The organism is Allobosea sp. CRIB-10, from assembly GCF_900112185.1.
Classification (GTDB): Bacteria; Pseudomonadota; Alphaproteobacteria; order Rhizobiales; family Beijerinckiaceae; genus Allobosea.
The window spans coordinates 138,744-153,005 of sequence record NZ_FOKP01000002.1 but is presented as its reverse complement, the minus strand read 5'-3'; the positions used below and the strand labels follow the sequence as shown (position 1 = coordinate 153,005).

The window sequence follows — 14,262 nt, the reverse complement described above, 5'->3', positions numbered from 1 at the left end:
CAGCTTCTTACCCGCTTCGGCGTCTAAGCGTCACGCTCCTTGATCGACTAGGCCTTCCCGATTCGCTTGGCCTTCTCGGGATCGTACCACCATGTGCCCGGCGCGCCGGAGCCGAATTTCGGCTTAGTCTGTGGGCGCTCATACATGTCCCAATAGGCCAGCCATTCGCTGGCGTTCCACCACATCGGGATCCAGTAGCGCCCGGCTCGCAGCAGCCGGTCGAGGCATTTTGCCGCCACCACCACCTCGGCATAGCTCTTGGCCTGGCCGACTTTGTCGATCATCGCGTCGATCGCCGGGTCGGCGATTCCCCCGACATTGCGCGAGCCGCGGGTTTTGGCCGCTTCCGAGCCGTAGACCACGCGCATCGTGTCGCTCGGGATGGCGCTGCCGCTCATCGCCCGGCTGATCACGTCGAAGTCGAACTCGTCGAGCCGGCGCTGGTACTGCGCCCCGTCGACGATGCGCGAGGTCGCGTTGATGCCGAGCCGCTTGAGATTGGCCTGGAAGGGCTGGGTGTGCGGCTGCAGCGACGGTGTCGAGTCGAGGAATTCGATCTCGAAGGGCTGGCCGTTCGGCAGCTTCAGCACATTGCCGTCGCGCTTGCAGCCGGCAGCGCGCAGCATCTCGTCGGCGCGGCGCAGCAGGGCGCGGTCGCTGCCGGAGCCATCGCTGACCGGCGGCAGATAAGGCTCGCCGAAAACCTCGTCCGGCACCTTGCCGCGGAACGGTTCCAGCAGCGCGAGCTCTTCCGGCGAGGGTTTTCCGACTGCCTTCGAATCCGAATTCTCGAAATAGGAGGTCGCCCGCGAGAAGGACGAGAACATGATGTTCTTGTTGGTCCATTCGAAGTCGAAGGCGAGGCCGAGCGCCTCGCGAATGCGCGGATCGGCGAATTTCTCGCGGCGCAGATTGTAGATCCAGCCCTGTGAGCCGATCGGCTCGGTCTTCGGCAGGGCTTCCTTCTTGACCTTGCCTTCATGGATGGCGGGGAAGTCGTAGCCGGTCGCCCAGATGCGCGAGGTGAACTCCTCCTGGAAGGTGATCACGCCGCTCTTGAAGGCCTCGAACGCTACTTGCCGGTCGCGGAAATACTCCCAGCGCACGCGGTCGAAATTGTTCTGGCCGACATTCACCGGCAGGTCCTTGGCCCAGTAATCCGGCACCCGGTCGAACTCGATGAAGCGGCCCTGCTCGAACTTGCCGACCTTGTAGGCGCCCGAGCCGAGCGGCGGCTCCAATGTCGAAGCCTCGAAATTGCGCGTCGACCAGAACTTCTCCGAGAACACCGGCAGGCCGGCGACGACGAGATGCAGGTCGCGGCTGCGCTTGGGCGAGAGCTTGACCACGAGGATATCGTCGCGCTCGGCGACTGCCGATTCCATCTCGCCGAGGATCAGCCGATAGGTCGGGTGGCCCTTGCTCTTCAGCAGGTTGAACGAGAAGGCGGCATCGCCGGCAGTGACGTGCGAACCGTCGTGGAATTTCGCCTCCGGTTGCAGGCGGAAGCGATAGGTCAGCTTGTCCGGGGAAACTGCAACGCTCTTCGCGAGCAGGCCGTAAAGCGAGCCCGGCTCATCGCCGGAGCCTGCCATCAGGCTGTCGAAGCAGGCGTCCATGCCGGCCGCGCCATCGCCCTGCAGCACATAGGTGTTGAGCGTGTTGAAGGTGTCGAAGCTCTGATTGCCGCCGGCGCGCTTGATCTGGATGGTGATCGAGCCGCCTTTCGGCGCTTTCGGGTTCACATAGGCGAAATGCGGGAAGTCCGGCGGCAGCGCCAGCTCGCCGAAGGTCGAGAGGCCATGGACCTCATTCTCCTGCGCCAGCGCCGTCGTGAGCGAGCCCGGCAGTGCGGCTGCGCCTGCGAGCGCGCCACCAGCTTCGAGCAGCCTGCGGCGGTTGATCCGGATCGCCATGCGAGACCCCTTGATTCGTCATCCGATTATGTCGTTGCTCCCGACCAAAGCCAGTGCCGCGCACATTCGCCGTCATCGTGACGGCAATTGCATGGCGCAAACAAGCAAAAGCCGGGCTTTTGGCCCGGCTCGCGCGGTCACGTTACTGCGAAAGCCGCTGCAGGCTCAGGGCTTCGGCAGGGGCTTGGGCGCGTCGGCCAGCGTGTTCAGATAGGCTACGACGTCGGCGCGCTGGTCGGCTTTGCCGAGGCCGGCGAAGGCCATGGTCGTTCCGGGCAGATAGGCCTTCGGATTCTTCAGGAAGCCGTCGAGATTCTCGGCGGTCCAGGCTTCGCTGGCCTTGCCCTTCATCGCGGCGGAATAGCCGAAGCCGGCGACCGATCCCTTGTTGCGGTCGTAGACGTCATAGAGATGCGGGCCGACCTTGTTGGCGCCGCCCTTCTCGAAGGTGTGGCAGGCCTTGCAGGCGCCGACGGCCTTCTCGCCCTTGGCCGGATCGGCCTTGGCGAGGCGCACCGCGATCGGCTCGTCGGCCGCTGCTGCGGGAGCGCCGGCACCACCGGCCGCCGCTGGCTCGAGGCTCGGAAGGTCGTAGCCCGGCACGGCAGGTTTCTTCGGGGCGAAGACGATGCCGGCGGTCATGTTCAGAGCCATCACCACGAGCAGGGTCGACAGACCCGCGCCAGCGATCTTGTTCAGTTCGATGTTCATCGTCTCTCACAACCCCCGGCCCGCCCGTCGGCGAAGCAAGACAGCGCTGCGGCCGGACCCTTGCGGGAGCCGGCACGTCTGCGCTGCTTAACCGCTTTGCGCGCTGCATTGCAACTCGTATAAGCACGCACCGCTTTGAGACCTTTTGCCGCCCTGCGAGCTTTCCTTGAGCCAATGCCCAATCCGCTGATCCTGATCCCGGCCCGCATGCAGGCGACGCGCCTGCCGGGCAAGCCGATGGCCGACATCCTGGGCGAGCCGATGATTGTCCGCGTCTGGCGCCGCGCCATCGAAGCGCGTGTCGGCGATGTCGTGGTCGCGACCGATGACGAGCGCATCCTGGCCGCGATCGAGCAGGCCGGCGGCCGCGCGGTGATGACCAGCCCCGCGCACCAGACCGGCTCCGACCGGATCAAGGAGGCCGCCGACATCATCGATCCCAAGGGCGAGCACGACATCATCGTCAACGTCCAGGGCGACTTCCCCACTCTGGCGCCGACCGCGATCGCGGCTGCGGTCGAGCCGCTCACCGATCCGGCTGTCGACATCGCGACGTTGGCCGGCGAGATCACCGACGAGGAAGAGAGGACCGCGCCGAGCGTGGTCAAGCTGATCGGCAGCGAGATTTCCCCGCGCCGGATGCGGGCGCTCTATTTTACCCGCGCGACCGCGCCTTATGGCGACGGCCCGCTCTATCACCATGTCGGCCTCTATGCCTATCGCCGCCGGGCGCTCGACCGTTTCGTCTCGCTGCCGCAGTCGCCGCTCGAACTGCGCGAGAAGCTCGAGCAGTTGCGGGCGCTGGAGGATGGCATGCGCATCGACGCGATGATCATCGATCACGTCCCGCGCGGCGTCGACACGCCGCCCGATCTGGACCGCGCCCGCGCGTTCCTGACTTCTAGTGCCGGAGCCTGAAGATCCAAAATGTCAGTCGTCGTTTCCTATCAGGGTGAGCCCGGAGCCTTTTCCTCGCAGGCCGCCCTCCAGGTCTTCCCGGATTGCGAGCTTTTGCCCTGCCGGACCTTTGAGGACGCGCTCGCCGCGGTCTCGGACGGTGCCGCGCGCTATGGCATGATCCCGATCGACAACTCGATCGCGGGTCGCGTTGCCGACATCCATCATTTGCTGCCGCGCTCCGGCCTGCACATCATCGGCGAGCATTTCCTGCCGATCCGCTTCCATCTGATGGCGGTCGAGGGGGCGACGCTGGCGACGCTGCAGACGGTGCAGAGCCACATCCATGCGCTCGGGCAGTGCCGCAAGATCATCCGCAAGCTCGGCCTCAAGGCCGAGGTCGCGGCCGACACCGCCGGTTCCGCTCGCCAGGTCGCCGAGGCCGGGGATCCGACGCGCGCCGCGATCGCGCCGCACATCGCCGCCGAGGTCTACGGCCTCAAGATCCTGATGGAGGACATCGAGGACGAGAAGCACAACACCACGCGCTTCGTCGTGCTCTCGAAATATCCGGAATTCGCCCGCCCGGGTTCGGGCAAGACGGTGACGACGCTGATCTTCCAGGTCCGCAACCTGCCGGCGGCGCTCTACAAGGCGCTCGGCGGCTTCGCCACCAACGGCATCAACATGACCAAGCTGGAAAGCTACATGGTCGACGGCCATTTCTCCGCGACGATGTTCTACAGCGACGTCGAGGGCCACCCCGATGACCCGGCGCTGAAGCGGGCGCTCGACGAGCTCGCCTTCTTCTCCAAGGAGCTGAAGATTTTGGGCGTCTACCCCGCCCACGAATTCCGCGACAGCTTCCCCGAGCCGGGGGAGTGAGATCCGTCATGCTCGGGCTTGGCCCGAGCATTGCAGGCCGGAAGGGGCGTCGATCAGCGCTTTCTAGTCAGGAGATTCTCGGGTCTGCGCTTCGCTTCGCCCGAGAATGACGCACCCGTAAGATCAGGGCTCCTCGCCGTCCACCGCCCAGGCCTTCAGGATCGTGTTGGCGATCGCCATGTGCGGCGGGCAGAACAGATTGTCGGGATGCTTGCCCTCCAGCATCTGCAGCGCCTCCGCGCGGCTGAACCAGCGGCCGGCTTCCAGCTCGGTGCCATCCAGCACGATGTCGTCGTTCAGCGCCTCGGCGATGCAGCCGATCATCAGCGATCCCGGGAAAGGCCAGGGCTGCGAGGCGATATAGCGCACCGTCCCGGTGCGCAGCCCCGCTTCCTCCCAGGTCTCGCGGCGGACCGCGTCCTCGAAGGTCTCGCCCGGCTCGACGAAGCCGGCGATGCAGGAATACATGCCGGGCGCAAAGCGCGCCTGGCGCGCCAGCAGGCAGTTGTCGCCGCGCACCGCCAGCATGATCACGACCGGGTCGGTGCGTGGGAAATGCTGGGCGCCGCAGGCCTCGCATTGCCGCTTCCAGCCGGCCGATGCCAGTTTGGTCGGCGCGCCGCATTGGGCGCAGCAGCGATGGCGCGCATGCCAGTCGAGCAGGGCCTTGGCCTCGCCGAGCGGGCCGAGTTCGTCCTTCGGCACCAGCCGCTTCAGCGCAACGCTGCGCAGGTCCGTGACGACGAGCACGGCCTGTTCGCGCAGCCCGTCGAGCAGATCCCGGTCGATCAGGCGGCCGAAGCGCGGTGCGCCCTCTGGATCGAGTCCGAGGAAAACCTCTTCTTGTGTCTCGCCGAGCCCATCGGCGCTGCGCGCGTCGAACCAGACCGTCTGCGTTTCGGCGCCGGTCCGCAACAGGATCGGCGTCTCGCCGGCGACGATGGTGAAGCGTGCATCGCTGCGGGCTCGCAGCGCGGCGACCTCGTCGGGCCGGTCGCGCAGATCGGCGCGTCGGTCGAGCGAGCTGGTGGCGAAACCGGTCTGGGCTGAGCGTTCGGTGCGGCGGGAGGCGTCGTTCATGCCTCCCGTCCTACTCCGCTTTCGATCCGACCGGAACGGGGTCGAACGCAGAATTATACGTATGCGAACGTTCGCCGGCAGCGGAGCCGCCTGCTCACTCCTTCCCGCGCCCGCGGAGCAGATGGATGATGCCGGAGAAGTCGGTGCCGCCTTCGCCCCAGGCATTGTGCAGCCCGTAGACCTGTGCCGCTGCCGAGCCGAGCGGGGTCGAGGCGCCGGCGGCCTGCGCCGCCTCCTGCGCCAGCTTCAGGTCCTTCAGCATCAGCGCCGAGGCGAAGCCGGGCTTGTAGTCGTTGTTGGCGGGCGAGGTCGGCACCGGGCCCGGTACCGGGCAATAGGTCGTCAGCGACCAGCACTGGCCCGACGAGGTCGAGGCGACATCGAACAGCGCCTGATGCGACAGGCCAAGCTTCTCGGCCAGCACGAAGGCTTCGGAGACGCCGATCATCGAGATGCCGAGGATCATGTTGTTGCAGATCTTGGCCGCCTGGCCGTTGCCGGCGTCGCCGCAATGCACGACCTTCTTGCCCATCGCCGACAGGATCGGCTCACCGCGCTTGAAGGCGTCCGCGCTGCCGCCGACCATGAAGGTCAGCGTCGCGCCCTGGGCGCCGCCGACGCCGCCCGAGACCGGCGCATCGAGCGAGAGGCAGCCGCGCTCGGCCGCGAGCGCGTGCGCCTTGCGGGCGCTCTCGACGTCGATCGTCGAGGAATCGATCAGCAGCGTGCCCGGCTTTACCGCCGGCAGGATGTCGGCCCAGACCCCCAGCACATGCTTGCCGGCCGGCAGCATGGTGACGACGATCTTGGCCTCTGCGACGGCCTCCTTCGCCGAGGCGGCGATGCCGACGCCGAGCGCGGCGGCGGCGTCCTTCGAAGCCTGCGACAGGTCGAAGGCGGAGACCTTGTGCCCGGCCTTGACCAGGTTGCCGGCCATCGGCCCACCCATATTGCCGAGCCCGATGAAGGCGATGGTGCTCATGGTCGTTCTCTCCCTGCCTGTATTCTCGGGTGGTCATCCCGGCCACAACGAAGCGGAGAGCCGGGATCCATGCCTGAACCGTTCCGGAATGGATCCCGGGTCGGACTTACGTCCGCCCGGGATGACCTGTGTTCGCTAGTTTCCCTTCGCCCGCCCGACCAGCGAGCGCGCCACGATCATCCGCATCACCTCGTTGGTCCCCTCCAGGATCTGGTGGACCCGGAGGTCGCGGACGATCTTCTCGATGCCGTAATCGGCGAGATAGCCATAGCCGCCATGGATCTGCAGCGCCTGGTTGGCGACCTCGAAGCCGGTGTCGGTGGCGACGCGCTTGGCCATGGCGCAGAGCTTGCTCGCATCCGGCGTCTTCTGGTCGAGCGCCGCCGCAGCGCGCCAGAGGAAGGTGCGGGCCGCCTCCAGTTCGATCGCCATGTCGGCGAGCTTGAACTGCAGCGCCTGGAAATCGGCAATGCGCGAGCCGAAGGCCTTGCGCTCCTGGGCATAGCTCAGCGCCTTGTCGAGGGCGCCCTGCGCGCCGCCGATCGAGCAGGCGCCGATATTGAGCCGGCCGCCGTCGAGCCCGGCCATGGCAATCTTGAAGCCGATGCCTTCCGGGCCGATCCGGTTGGCGACCGGCACGCGGCAATTCTCGAAGATCACGGCGCGCGTCGGCTGGGCGTTCCAGCCCATCTTTTTCTCGTTGGCGCCGAAGGAGAGGCCGGGCGTGCCCTTCTCGACGACGATAGTCGAGATACCGGACGGGCCGGCCTCGCCGGTGCGGACCATCACGACATAGACGTCGGAGACGCCGGCGCCGGAGATGAACTGCTTCTGGCCGTCGAGCACATAATGATCGCCGTCGAGCACGGCCTTCGTCTTCAGCGCGGCGGCGTCCGAGCCGGCGCCCGGCTCGGTCAGGCAATAGCTCGCCAGATGCTCCATGCTGCAGAGCTTCGGCAGGAACTTGTGGCGCTGCTCGTCCGACCCGTAGCGGTCGATCATCCAGGCGCACATGTTGTGGATCGAGATATAGGCGGCGACCGTCGGGCAGCCCGTCGAGAGTGCCTCGAAGATCACCGCAGCGTCGAGGCGCGACAGGCCGGAACCGCCGACATCGTCGCGGATGTAGATGCCGCCCATGCCGAGCGCGGCCGCCTGGCGCATCTCCTCGACCGGGAAATGCTTCTCCTCGTCCCAGCGCACGGCGTGCGGCGCCAGGGTCTCGGCTGCGAAACCCTGGGCCATGTCGCGGATCGCGATCTGGTCTTCGGTGAGGGAAAAGGCGGTCATGGCTGGTACCGGGGCAGGGCGATCACGGGGATGGCGAAGTCTTGTCCGTCGAGCTTGCCGATGAAACGCTTGTCGGCGGTCACCAGCGGTAGCCGCCTTTGAATCGCAAGTGCGAGATAGATGCAGTCATAGATCGGACGGTCCAGATCGAAGGCGAATTGCGTCGCGTCTCTCATGAGGCCCTCGATTGGCACGATCTCTTTCAGCAGTTGCGGGAGCTCGCCGATGAGGTCCCGGCCCAGATCGCGATCGATGTTGCTGGTACCGCGTTTGCTCCACAAGCCGTTGCCGACCTCGCTGAGGATGATGGCTGGCGCGATGAGTTCGCGTGATCTCAGCAGAAGCTCCGCCTTGTCCACGTCTTCCTCATCGATGAACCACTTCATCGCCACGCTGGCATCGACCACGGCCATGCCTGTCATTCTAGCCCTTCGCGGATCTTATCCATGGTCAGAGCCGGTGACGGCTTCGTCCGGGCGCGAAGTTGTCGCGACAGTTGCACCCGTTGCTCCGGCGTCAAGGTCTTGTTCGCTTCGATCAGGTTGCGCAGTTCCTGCTCGAGCGAATGTCCGTTGAGCTTGGCCTTGATGCGGTAGCTCTCGATGGTGTCGTCCTCGATGCTTCGAACCAGCACCTGTCCCATCAGATTGCCTCCAGTAGTGCTATCAAAAATGATAGCACTACTGGATGGTGACCTCAACCCATCGTCGGGATGACGAAGCTGGCGCCGTCCTTGATGCCCGAGGGCCAGCGGGCCGTCACCGTCTTGGTCTTGGTGTAGAAGCGGATCGAGTCCGGGCCGTGCTGGTTGAGATCGCCGAAGGCCGAGCGCTTCCAGCCGCCGAAGGTGTAATAGGCCAGCGGAACCGGGATCGGCACGTTGATGCCGACCATGCCGACCTGGACCTTCGAGGCGAAGTCGCGGGCAGCGTCGCCGTCGCGGGTATAGATCGCGGTGCCGTTGCCGTATTCGTGGTCGTTGGTCAGCTTCAGCGCCTCGTCATAGCTCTCGGTGCGCAGCACGGAGAGGACGGGTCCGAAGATCTCCTCCTTGTAGATGCGCATGTCCTTGGTGACGTTGTCGAACAGGCAGCCGCCGACATAGAAGCCGTTCTCGTAGCCCTGCATCTTGAAGTCGCGGCCGTCGACGACGAGCTTGGCGCCTTCCTGAATGCCGATGTCGACATAGGACTTGATCTTCTCCATCGCCGCCTTGGTGACGACCGGGCCGTAATCGGCCGAGGTGTCGGTCGAGGGGCCGATCTTCAGGCTCTCGACGCGGGGAATCAGGCGCTTGACCAGCTCGTCGGCGGTGGCCTTGCCGACCGGGACCGCAACCGAGATCGCCATGCAGCGCTCGCCGGCAGAGCCGTAGCCGGCGCCGATCAGCGCGTCGACCGCCTGGTCCATGTCGGCGTCGGGCATGATGATCATGTGGTTCTTGGCGCCGCCGAAGCACTGCACGCGCTTACCGTTGGCGCAGCCGCGGGCGTAGATGTACTCGGCGATCGGGGTCGAGCCGACGAAGCCGACGGCCTTGATGTCATGATCGTCGAGGATGGCGTCGACCGCCTCCTTGTCACCGTTGACGACGTTGAGGATGCCGGGAGGGCCGCCGGCTTCGACGAACAGCTCGGCGAGGCGCATCGGCACGCCGGGATCGCGCTCGGACGGCTTCAGGATGAAGGCGTTGCCGCAGGCGATGGCGGGGCCGAGCTTCCAGAGCGGGATCATCGCCGGGAAGTTGAACGGGGTGATGCCGGCGACGACGCCGAGCGGCTGGCGCAGCGAATAGATGTCGATGCCGGGGCCGGCGCCGTCGGTGAACTCGCCCTTCATCAGGTTGGGCACGCCGAGCGAGAACTCGACGACCTCGACGCCGCGCTGGATGTCGCCCTTGGCGTCGGGAATGGTCTTGCCGTGCTCGCGGGCGAGCAGCTCGGCGAGCTCGTCATTGTTCTGCGCGATCAGGTCGAGGAACTTCATCAGCACGCGGGCGCGGCGCTGCGGATTGACCGCCGCCCATTTCGGCTGGGCTTCCAGCGCGTTCTCGACCGCGGCGCGCATTTCCTGTTGCGAGGCAAGCGCCACCTTGCCGATCACCGAGCCGTCCATCGGCTGGTAGACGTCAGCCGTGCGGCCCGAGGTGCCGGCGACGTGCTTGCCGCCGATGAAGTGACCGATCTGACGCATGGCGTCCTCCCCTAAAGTCGCGTGACGTTGATTTGAGCTACCTCTATCATTATCGTTTGCGCACGGCTATAGGCGGATATCAGCCGACGTCGTGCAAAAACACAGATACGGGAGGAGCGGCATGGAACGGTTCGACTGGGACGACCTGCGCTTCTTTCTCGCCGTCGCCCGTTCCGGTCGGCTCACTGCGGCTGCTCGCAGGCTGGGGGCGGATCATGCCACCGTCTCGCGACGCATCACCTCGCTGGAGGAATCGCTCAAGGCCAAGCTGTTCGAGCGCCGCCCGCAGGGCTATGCGCTGACCGGCCATGGCGAGCAGCTTCTGGCCAAGGCCGAGAGCATGGAGACCGAGGCGCTGGCGATCCAGAGCGAGATCGGCGGCGCCGACATGGCGCTCTCCGGTACCGTCAGGATCGGCGCGCCCGACGGCTTCGGCGCGAGTTTCATTGCGCCGCGCTTCGCGGGCTTTGCGAAAGCCTATCCCGGGCTGGAGCTCCAGCTCATCGCCATGCCGCGCCTGCTCTCGCTGTCGAAGCGCGAGGCCGATGTCGCGATCACGCTCGCCCCGCCCAAGGAGGGCAAGGTCGTCGCCCGCAAGCTCTGCGACTATCGGCTCGGCCTCTACGCCTCGCAGGACTATCTCGACGCCATGCCGAAGATCACTGCGGCCGAGGATCTCTTCGCCCATCGCGTCGTCGGCTATATCGACGACCTGATCTTCACGCCCGAGCTCGATTATCTCGACGAGGTCGCCAAGGGCCTGCGCGCCCAGATCCAGAGCTCGAGCGTGCTGGCGCAGATGAATGCGGTCGCGGCCGGTGCCGGCATAGGTGTGATCCACCATTTCATGGCGGTCGACGAACCGCGTCTCGTGCCCGTGCTGCCCGAGAGCGTCTCGATCACCCGCTCGTTCTGGCTGCTCGTCCATGCCGATCTGAAGGACGTCGCCCGCGTGCGGGCGGTTGTCGACTTCATCGTGCGCGAGTCGAAGGCCAACCGCGCCTTGCTGATGGGCGAGCAGGCGGTGGGCCAGCGCCTCGCCGCGGCAGGTTGAGATCGGCTCGCGTTTACGGCGCGACGCGCACGCAGTTGCGGCCTTCGTGCTTGGCTGTATAGAGCGCGCGATCGGCCGCGACGAGGTAGTGATCCAGACTGCCCTGTCCGCCGATCTCCGCGACCCCGATCGAGACCGTCAGCGTGATCTGCCGGTCGTCGACATCAAGCGTCTCGTGTGAGAGGTCGAGCCGAATATGATCGCTCAGGCGCAGGGCCGCCTTGGCGTTCAGGCCCGGGAACAGGATCGCGAATTCCTCGCCGCCGATCCGCGCCAGCAGATGGCCGCTGCCCTCGACCGATTGGGCCAGGTAACGCGCCACCTTCGCCAGCGCCTGGTCACCGAAATCATGGCCGTGGCTGTCGTTCAGCTGTTTGAAGTCGTCGATGTCGAGGATGGCGACAGCACTCGTCAGGTTCGTCGCCTGGGCTTCCTCGATCAGCCTGCCGGCGCTCTCGAAGAAATGGCGGCGATTGAACAGACCGGTCAAAGCATCGCGCGAAGCGAGGTTATGCAAAAGCTCGATCTGCTCCAGCGTCTCGACATTGCTGGCGATTCGGCATTGCAGCTCTTCCGGGATGAAGGGCATCGAGATGAAGTCGTTCGCGCCCGCCTTGAGGAACCCGACCGAGACCATGCGGTCATTGGAGGACGAGACGCCGATGACCCGCAGCCGGTTCGAGGCAAATTGCCGGCGCAGGCGCCGCGTCAGCTCGTAGCCGTCCATCGCCGGCATGTAATAGTCGCTCACGACCAGCCGGATATCGGGATTGTCTTCGAGAACCGACAGCGCTTCGTCTCCCGAGCCGACCTCGATCACCTGGTATTGCTGGACCTTCAGCATATGGGCGAGCAGCTTGCGGGTCGCTGCGGTATCGTCGACGATCAGGATACGGGTCTGCCGGTTGGCCAGCGCGCGCCTGGCGGTGGCGACCACCGTCTCGAGCGTGAAGGCGCTGTCCTTGGGGACATAGTCGATGACGTCGCGCTCCATAATCCGGTTGCGCGTCTCGAGATCGTAGCTCGCGGTGTGGACGATGGTCGGGATGCCGCGCTGGACGGTGAAGTCGATCGCTTCTCCCCGCGGGGCGTCGGGCAGGTTCAGGTCGACCACCGCCATGGTGTAGGCGGCGCGGTTCTCGGTGACGACCTCATGCAGTTCGTTGAGCGACTGGCAGACGACGATGGGCAGGCGCAGCTCGGCTTCGAGGCGGCGCGACAAGGCCAACGCGTAGGTGCGCGAATCCTCGACGAGGAGGACCTTGAGCTCTTTGACGATCGGTTCGCTCTGGCGGCGTCCGTTTGCGCGATAGGCCATTGAACTCACAAGTCCCTGATCGGCGCCGGCGAGGTATGCGGCGGGTTGCAAGCTCTGCTTCGCGAAGGAAGGGCGAACTCCATGCGGCAGACCATCCTGCCGTAACGTTAAATTGGGCTTAACTATGTCGGTCTGGATCGCCGCGATAGGGGGCTCCTATCGGCCTTCGAGCGATGTCGCCGCTCAGATCCGCCAGGGCAGGATATTGGCCGGCAGCTTGCGGCCGAGCGCGTCGAGCCCGAGCATCACCGCAAGGATCACCGCGCAGGCGCTGATCGCCACCGCCGCGGCTTCGCCGGCAAGCCCGGCCTCCTTCAGGCTGAACAGCACGACGCCGAGCGTCTCGGTGCCGGAGGACCAGAGCAGGGCCGAGACGGTGAGCTCGTTGAAGGCGACCAGGAAGACCATCAGCCCGCTGACGGCCGCGGCCGGCGCCAGGATCGGGGCGACGATGAAGCGCAGCATCTGCCAGAGTGTGACGCCGTCCAGCCTGGCGGCTTCCTCGTGATGGGCCTCGATCTGCGCCATTGCCGCGAGCGGCGCCTTCAGCGCCAACGGCAGGAAGCGGGCCATATAGGCGAAGAGGATGATGAAGGGCGTGGCGTAGATGCTGACGCCGAGCAGCGGCAGCGGCTTCAGGAACATCAGGATGCAGGCGATGGCGAGCACCACTCCGGGCAGCGCATAGGGTAGTTCGATCACCACCTCGACCACGCGCCGGAGCTTGCCCATGCGCCGCTCCAGCCCATAGGCGAAGGCGATCGAGAGCAGGGCCAGCAGCAGCGCCGCCGAACCTGCGAACAGGAAGGAGTTGCGGAAGGCGCGCACCGTGACGTCCTGCCGCAGCAGCACTTCGGCGAACTTGTTGAAGGTCAGGTTCTGCCAGGTGAGCGCGACGCCGAGCGCCGGCGTGAGCGCTTCGCCGAGCAGCGCCAGCAGCGGCAGGCCGAGCTTCACGGCGATCAGCAGCCAGAGCCCGGCGGCAATGAGCGGCCGTGCGGCGCCGAGCTGCCAGAACGGCTGCAGTGGCCGCTCTATCTCGACCTTGCCGCCGCCGCGGCGCGTCGCCATCAGCCCGGCGGCGATGCCGAGGCCGGCGACGAGCGCGACCAGGAGCGAGAGCGCCGCCGCGTCCGGCAGGCCGGCCGGGCCGAAGCTCGACAGCCGGCGATAGATCAGTGTCGGCAAAGTGAGGTAGTTCACGGGGAGGCCGAGCAAAGCCGGGATGCCGAAATTGCCGATGCCGGCGACGAAGGCGAGCAGCGCCGCCGCGATGATCTGCGGCCGCAGCACCGGCAGGAGGATGCGCCCGACGATGGTGGCGGGCGCCGCGCCTTCCATCTGCGCCGCCTCGACCAGCGCCTGCGGCACGCTGCGCAGGCCGGTCCAGAGCGTGATCGCGACAAGTGGCGCATGATGCAGCGCCATCACCAGGATGATGCCGCCGCGCCCGAGCAGGGGATTTGGCGTGCCGGGTGCGGGCGCCAGCCCGAGCATGCCGAGCAGGGCCGAATTCGGCGCGGTGAGGCTCAGGAAAGCTAGCGCCGCCACCTGCGGCGCGACCATCATGGAGAAGACCAGCGCGAAAGCGAGCGGGCGCTTGCCGCGGACGTCGGTGACGGCGAGCAGGATCGCCGCCGTGCCGCCGATCAGCAGCGCGCCGAGCGCCGACAGACCCGCCGTCTCGAAGGTGTGCAGGGTTGCGTTGAACGCGGCGCGGCTGGTGATCTCGGCCAGCGCGCCTTCGGGGGCGAACTGCCAGCCCGGCGCGAAGGCGGCGGCGAGCAGGCGCAGGAAGGGCAGGGCACCGAACAGGGTCGCGCAGAGCAGTACCAGCGCCGGCAGGCCAAGGCCGGATGGCAAGGTTAGCCCAGGCAGAACCGGGCGGATGCCGGTCTGCCTTAGCTCAGCGGGGGCTGCGAGCGTCATCGTGTCG

13 protein-coding genes are annotated in these 14,262 nt (G+C 66.3%); 3 read left to right on the top strand and 10 right to left on the bottom strand.

What is annotated here, in order from left to right:
* Positions 1-47: 47 nt before the first annotated feature.
* A complete protein-coding gene (locus BMZ69_RS03490; protein WP_092154910.1) occupies positions 48-1,916 on the bottom strand; it encodes an extracellular solute-binding protein in 1,869 nt (622 codons plus the stop codon).
* Between the two features lie 165 nt (positions 1,917-2,081).
* Complete coding sequence (locus BMZ69_RS03485) at positions 2,082-2,627, bottom strand: c-type cytochrome (RefSeq protein WP_092154908.1); 546 nt, start codon at positions 2,625-2,627, stop codon at positions 2,082-2,084.
* 174 nt (positions 2,628-2,801) lie between these two features.
* On the opposite strand from BMZ69_RS03485, the gene BMZ69_RS03480 reads away from it, so the two are divergent.
* Positions 2,802-3,545: a 3-deoxy-manno-octulosonate cytidylyltransferase gene (locus BMZ69_RS03480; RefSeq protein ID WP_092154906.1), complete on the top strand. Its 744-nt coding sequence runs from the start codon at positions 2,802-2,804 to the stop codon at positions 3,543-3,545.
* 9 nt (positions 3,546-3,554) lie between these two features.
* Positions 3,555-4,409, top strand: coding sequence for a prephenate dehydratase (locus BMZ69_RS03475; RefSeq protein ID WP_092154904.1), 855 nt, complete (start codon positions 3,555-3,557; stop codon positions 4,407-4,409).
* Positions 4,410-4,532: 123 nt separating this feature from the next.
* Here the strand turns inward: BMZ69_RS03475 and nudC are convergent, their stop codons facing one another.
* The 6 genes from nudC to BMZ69_RS03445 all read right to left on the bottom strand — a co-directional run bounded on the left by nudC (position 4,533) and on the right by BMZ69_RS03445 (position 9,954).
* On the bottom strand, positions 4,533-5,489 hold the full coding sequence (nudC, locus tag BMZ69_RS03470) for an NAD(+) diphosphatase (RefSeq protein ID WP_092154901.1): 957 nt from the start codon (positions 5,487-5,489) through the stop codon (positions 4,533-4,535).
* A 94-nt stretch (positions 5,490-5,583) separates the two neighbouring features.
* Positions 5,584-6,471, bottom strand: coding sequence for a 3-hydroxyisobutyrate dehydrogenase (gene mmsB, locus BMZ69_RS03465; protein ID WP_092154898.1), 888 nt, complete (start codon positions 6,469-6,471; stop codon positions 5,584-5,586).
* 135 nt (positions 6,472-6,606) lie between these two features.
* A complete protein-coding gene (locus BMZ69_RS03460) occupies positions 6,607-7,761 on the bottom strand; it encodes an isobutyryl-CoA dehydrogenase (RefSeq protein ID WP_092154896.1) in 1,155 nt (384 codons plus the stop codon).
* Positions 7,758-8,174, bottom strand: a complete 417-nt coding sequence (locus BMZ69_RS03455) for a type II toxin-antitoxin system VapC family toxin (RefSeq protein WP_175506651.1) — start codon at positions 8,172-8,174, stop codon at positions 7,758-7,760. Before BMZ69_RS03455 ends, BMZ69_RS03460 begins: the two co-directional genes overlap by 4 nt.
* Positions 8,175-8,179: 5 nt before the next feature.
* Positions 8,180-8,404: a FitA-like ribbon-helix-helix domain-containing protein gene (locus tag BMZ69_RS03450; protein ID WP_092154892.1), complete on the bottom strand. Its 225-nt coding sequence runs from the start codon at positions 8,402-8,404 to the stop codon at positions 8,180-8,182.
* Between the two features lie 53 nt (positions 8,405-8,457).
* Positions 8,458-9,954: a CoA-acylating methylmalonate-semialdehyde dehydrogenase gene (locus BMZ69_RS03445; RefSeq protein ID WP_092154890.1), complete on the bottom strand. Its 1,497-nt coding sequence runs from the start codon at positions 9,952-9,954 to the stop codon at positions 8,458-8,460.
* Between the two features lie 121 nt (positions 9,955-10,075).
* Between BMZ69_RS03445 and BMZ69_RS03440 the strand changes: the two genes are divergently transcribed.
* Entirely contained in the window at positions 10,076-11,008 is a 933-nt protein-coding gene (locus tag BMZ69_RS03440; RefSeq protein WP_092154888.1) for a LysR family transcriptional regulator, read from the top strand.
* Positions 11,009-11,021: 13 nt separating this feature from the next.
* Here BMZ69_RS03440 and BMZ69_RS03435 read toward each other — a convergent pair whose 3' ends face one another.
* Entirely contained in the window at positions 11,022-12,326 is a 1,305-nt protein-coding gene (locus tag BMZ69_RS03435) for a diguanylate cyclase (RefSeq protein ID WP_092154886.1), read from the bottom strand.
* A 183-nt stretch (positions 12,327-12,509) separates the two neighbouring features.
* Positions 12,510-14,255: an ABC transporter permease gene (locus BMZ69_RS03430; RefSeq protein WP_092154884.1), complete on the bottom strand. Its 1,746-nt coding sequence runs from the start codon at positions 14,253-14,255 to the stop codon at positions 12,510-12,512.
* Positions 14,256-14,262: the final 7 nt, after the last annotated feature.

Coding starts and splice junctions, on each gene's coding strand:
- BMZ69_RS03455 (WP_175506651.1), bottom strand. CDS start 8,174: ATGGCCGTGGTCGATGCCAGCGTGGCGATGAAGTGGTTCATCGATGAG.
- BMZ69_RS03490 (WP_092154910.1), bottom strand. CDS start 1,916: ATGGCGATCCGGATCAACCGCCGCAGGCTGCTCGAAGCTGGTGGCGCG.
- BMZ69_RS03445 (WP_092154890.1), bottom strand. CDS start 9,954: ATGCGTCAGATCGGTCACTTCATCGGCGGCAAGCACGTCGCCGGCACC.
- nudC (WP_092154901.1), bottom strand. CDS start 5,489: ATGAACGACGCCTCCCGCCGCACCGAACGCTCAGCCCAGACCGGTTTC.
- BMZ69_RS03435 (WP_092154886.1), bottom strand. CDS start 12,326: ATGGCCTATCGCGCAAACGGACGCCGCCAGAGCGAACCGATCGTCAAA.
- BMZ69_RS03475 (WP_092154904.1), top strand. CDS start 3,555: ATGTCAGTCGTCGTTTCCTATCAGGGTGAGCCCGGAGCCTTTTCCTCG.
- BMZ69_RS03485 (WP_092154908.1), bottom strand. CDS start 2,627: ATGAACATCGAACTGAACAAGATCGCTGGCGCGGGTCTGTCGACCCTG.
- BMZ69_RS03450 (WP_092154892.1), bottom strand. CDS start 8,404: ATGGGACAGGTGCTGGTTCGAAGCATCGAGGACGACACCATCGAGAGC.
- BMZ69_RS03460 (WP_092154896.1), bottom strand. CDS start 7,761: ATGACCGCCTTTTCCCTCACCGAAGACCAGATCGCGATCCGCGACATG.
- BMZ69_RS03440 (WP_092154888.1), top strand. CDS start 10,076: ATGGAACGGTTCGACTGGGACGACCTGCGCTTCTTTCTCGCCGTCGCC.
- mmsB (WP_092154898.1), bottom strand. CDS start 6,471: ATGAGCACCATCGCCTTCATCGGGCTCGGCAATATGGGTGGGCCGATG.
- BMZ69_RS03430 (WP_092154884.1), bottom strand. CDS start 14,255: ATGACGCTCGCAGCCCCCGCTGAGCTAAGGCAGACCGGCATCCGCCCG.
- BMZ69_RS03480 (WP_092154906.1), top strand. CDS start 2,802: ATGCCCAATCCGCTGATCCTGATCCCGGCCCGCATGCAGGCGACGCGC.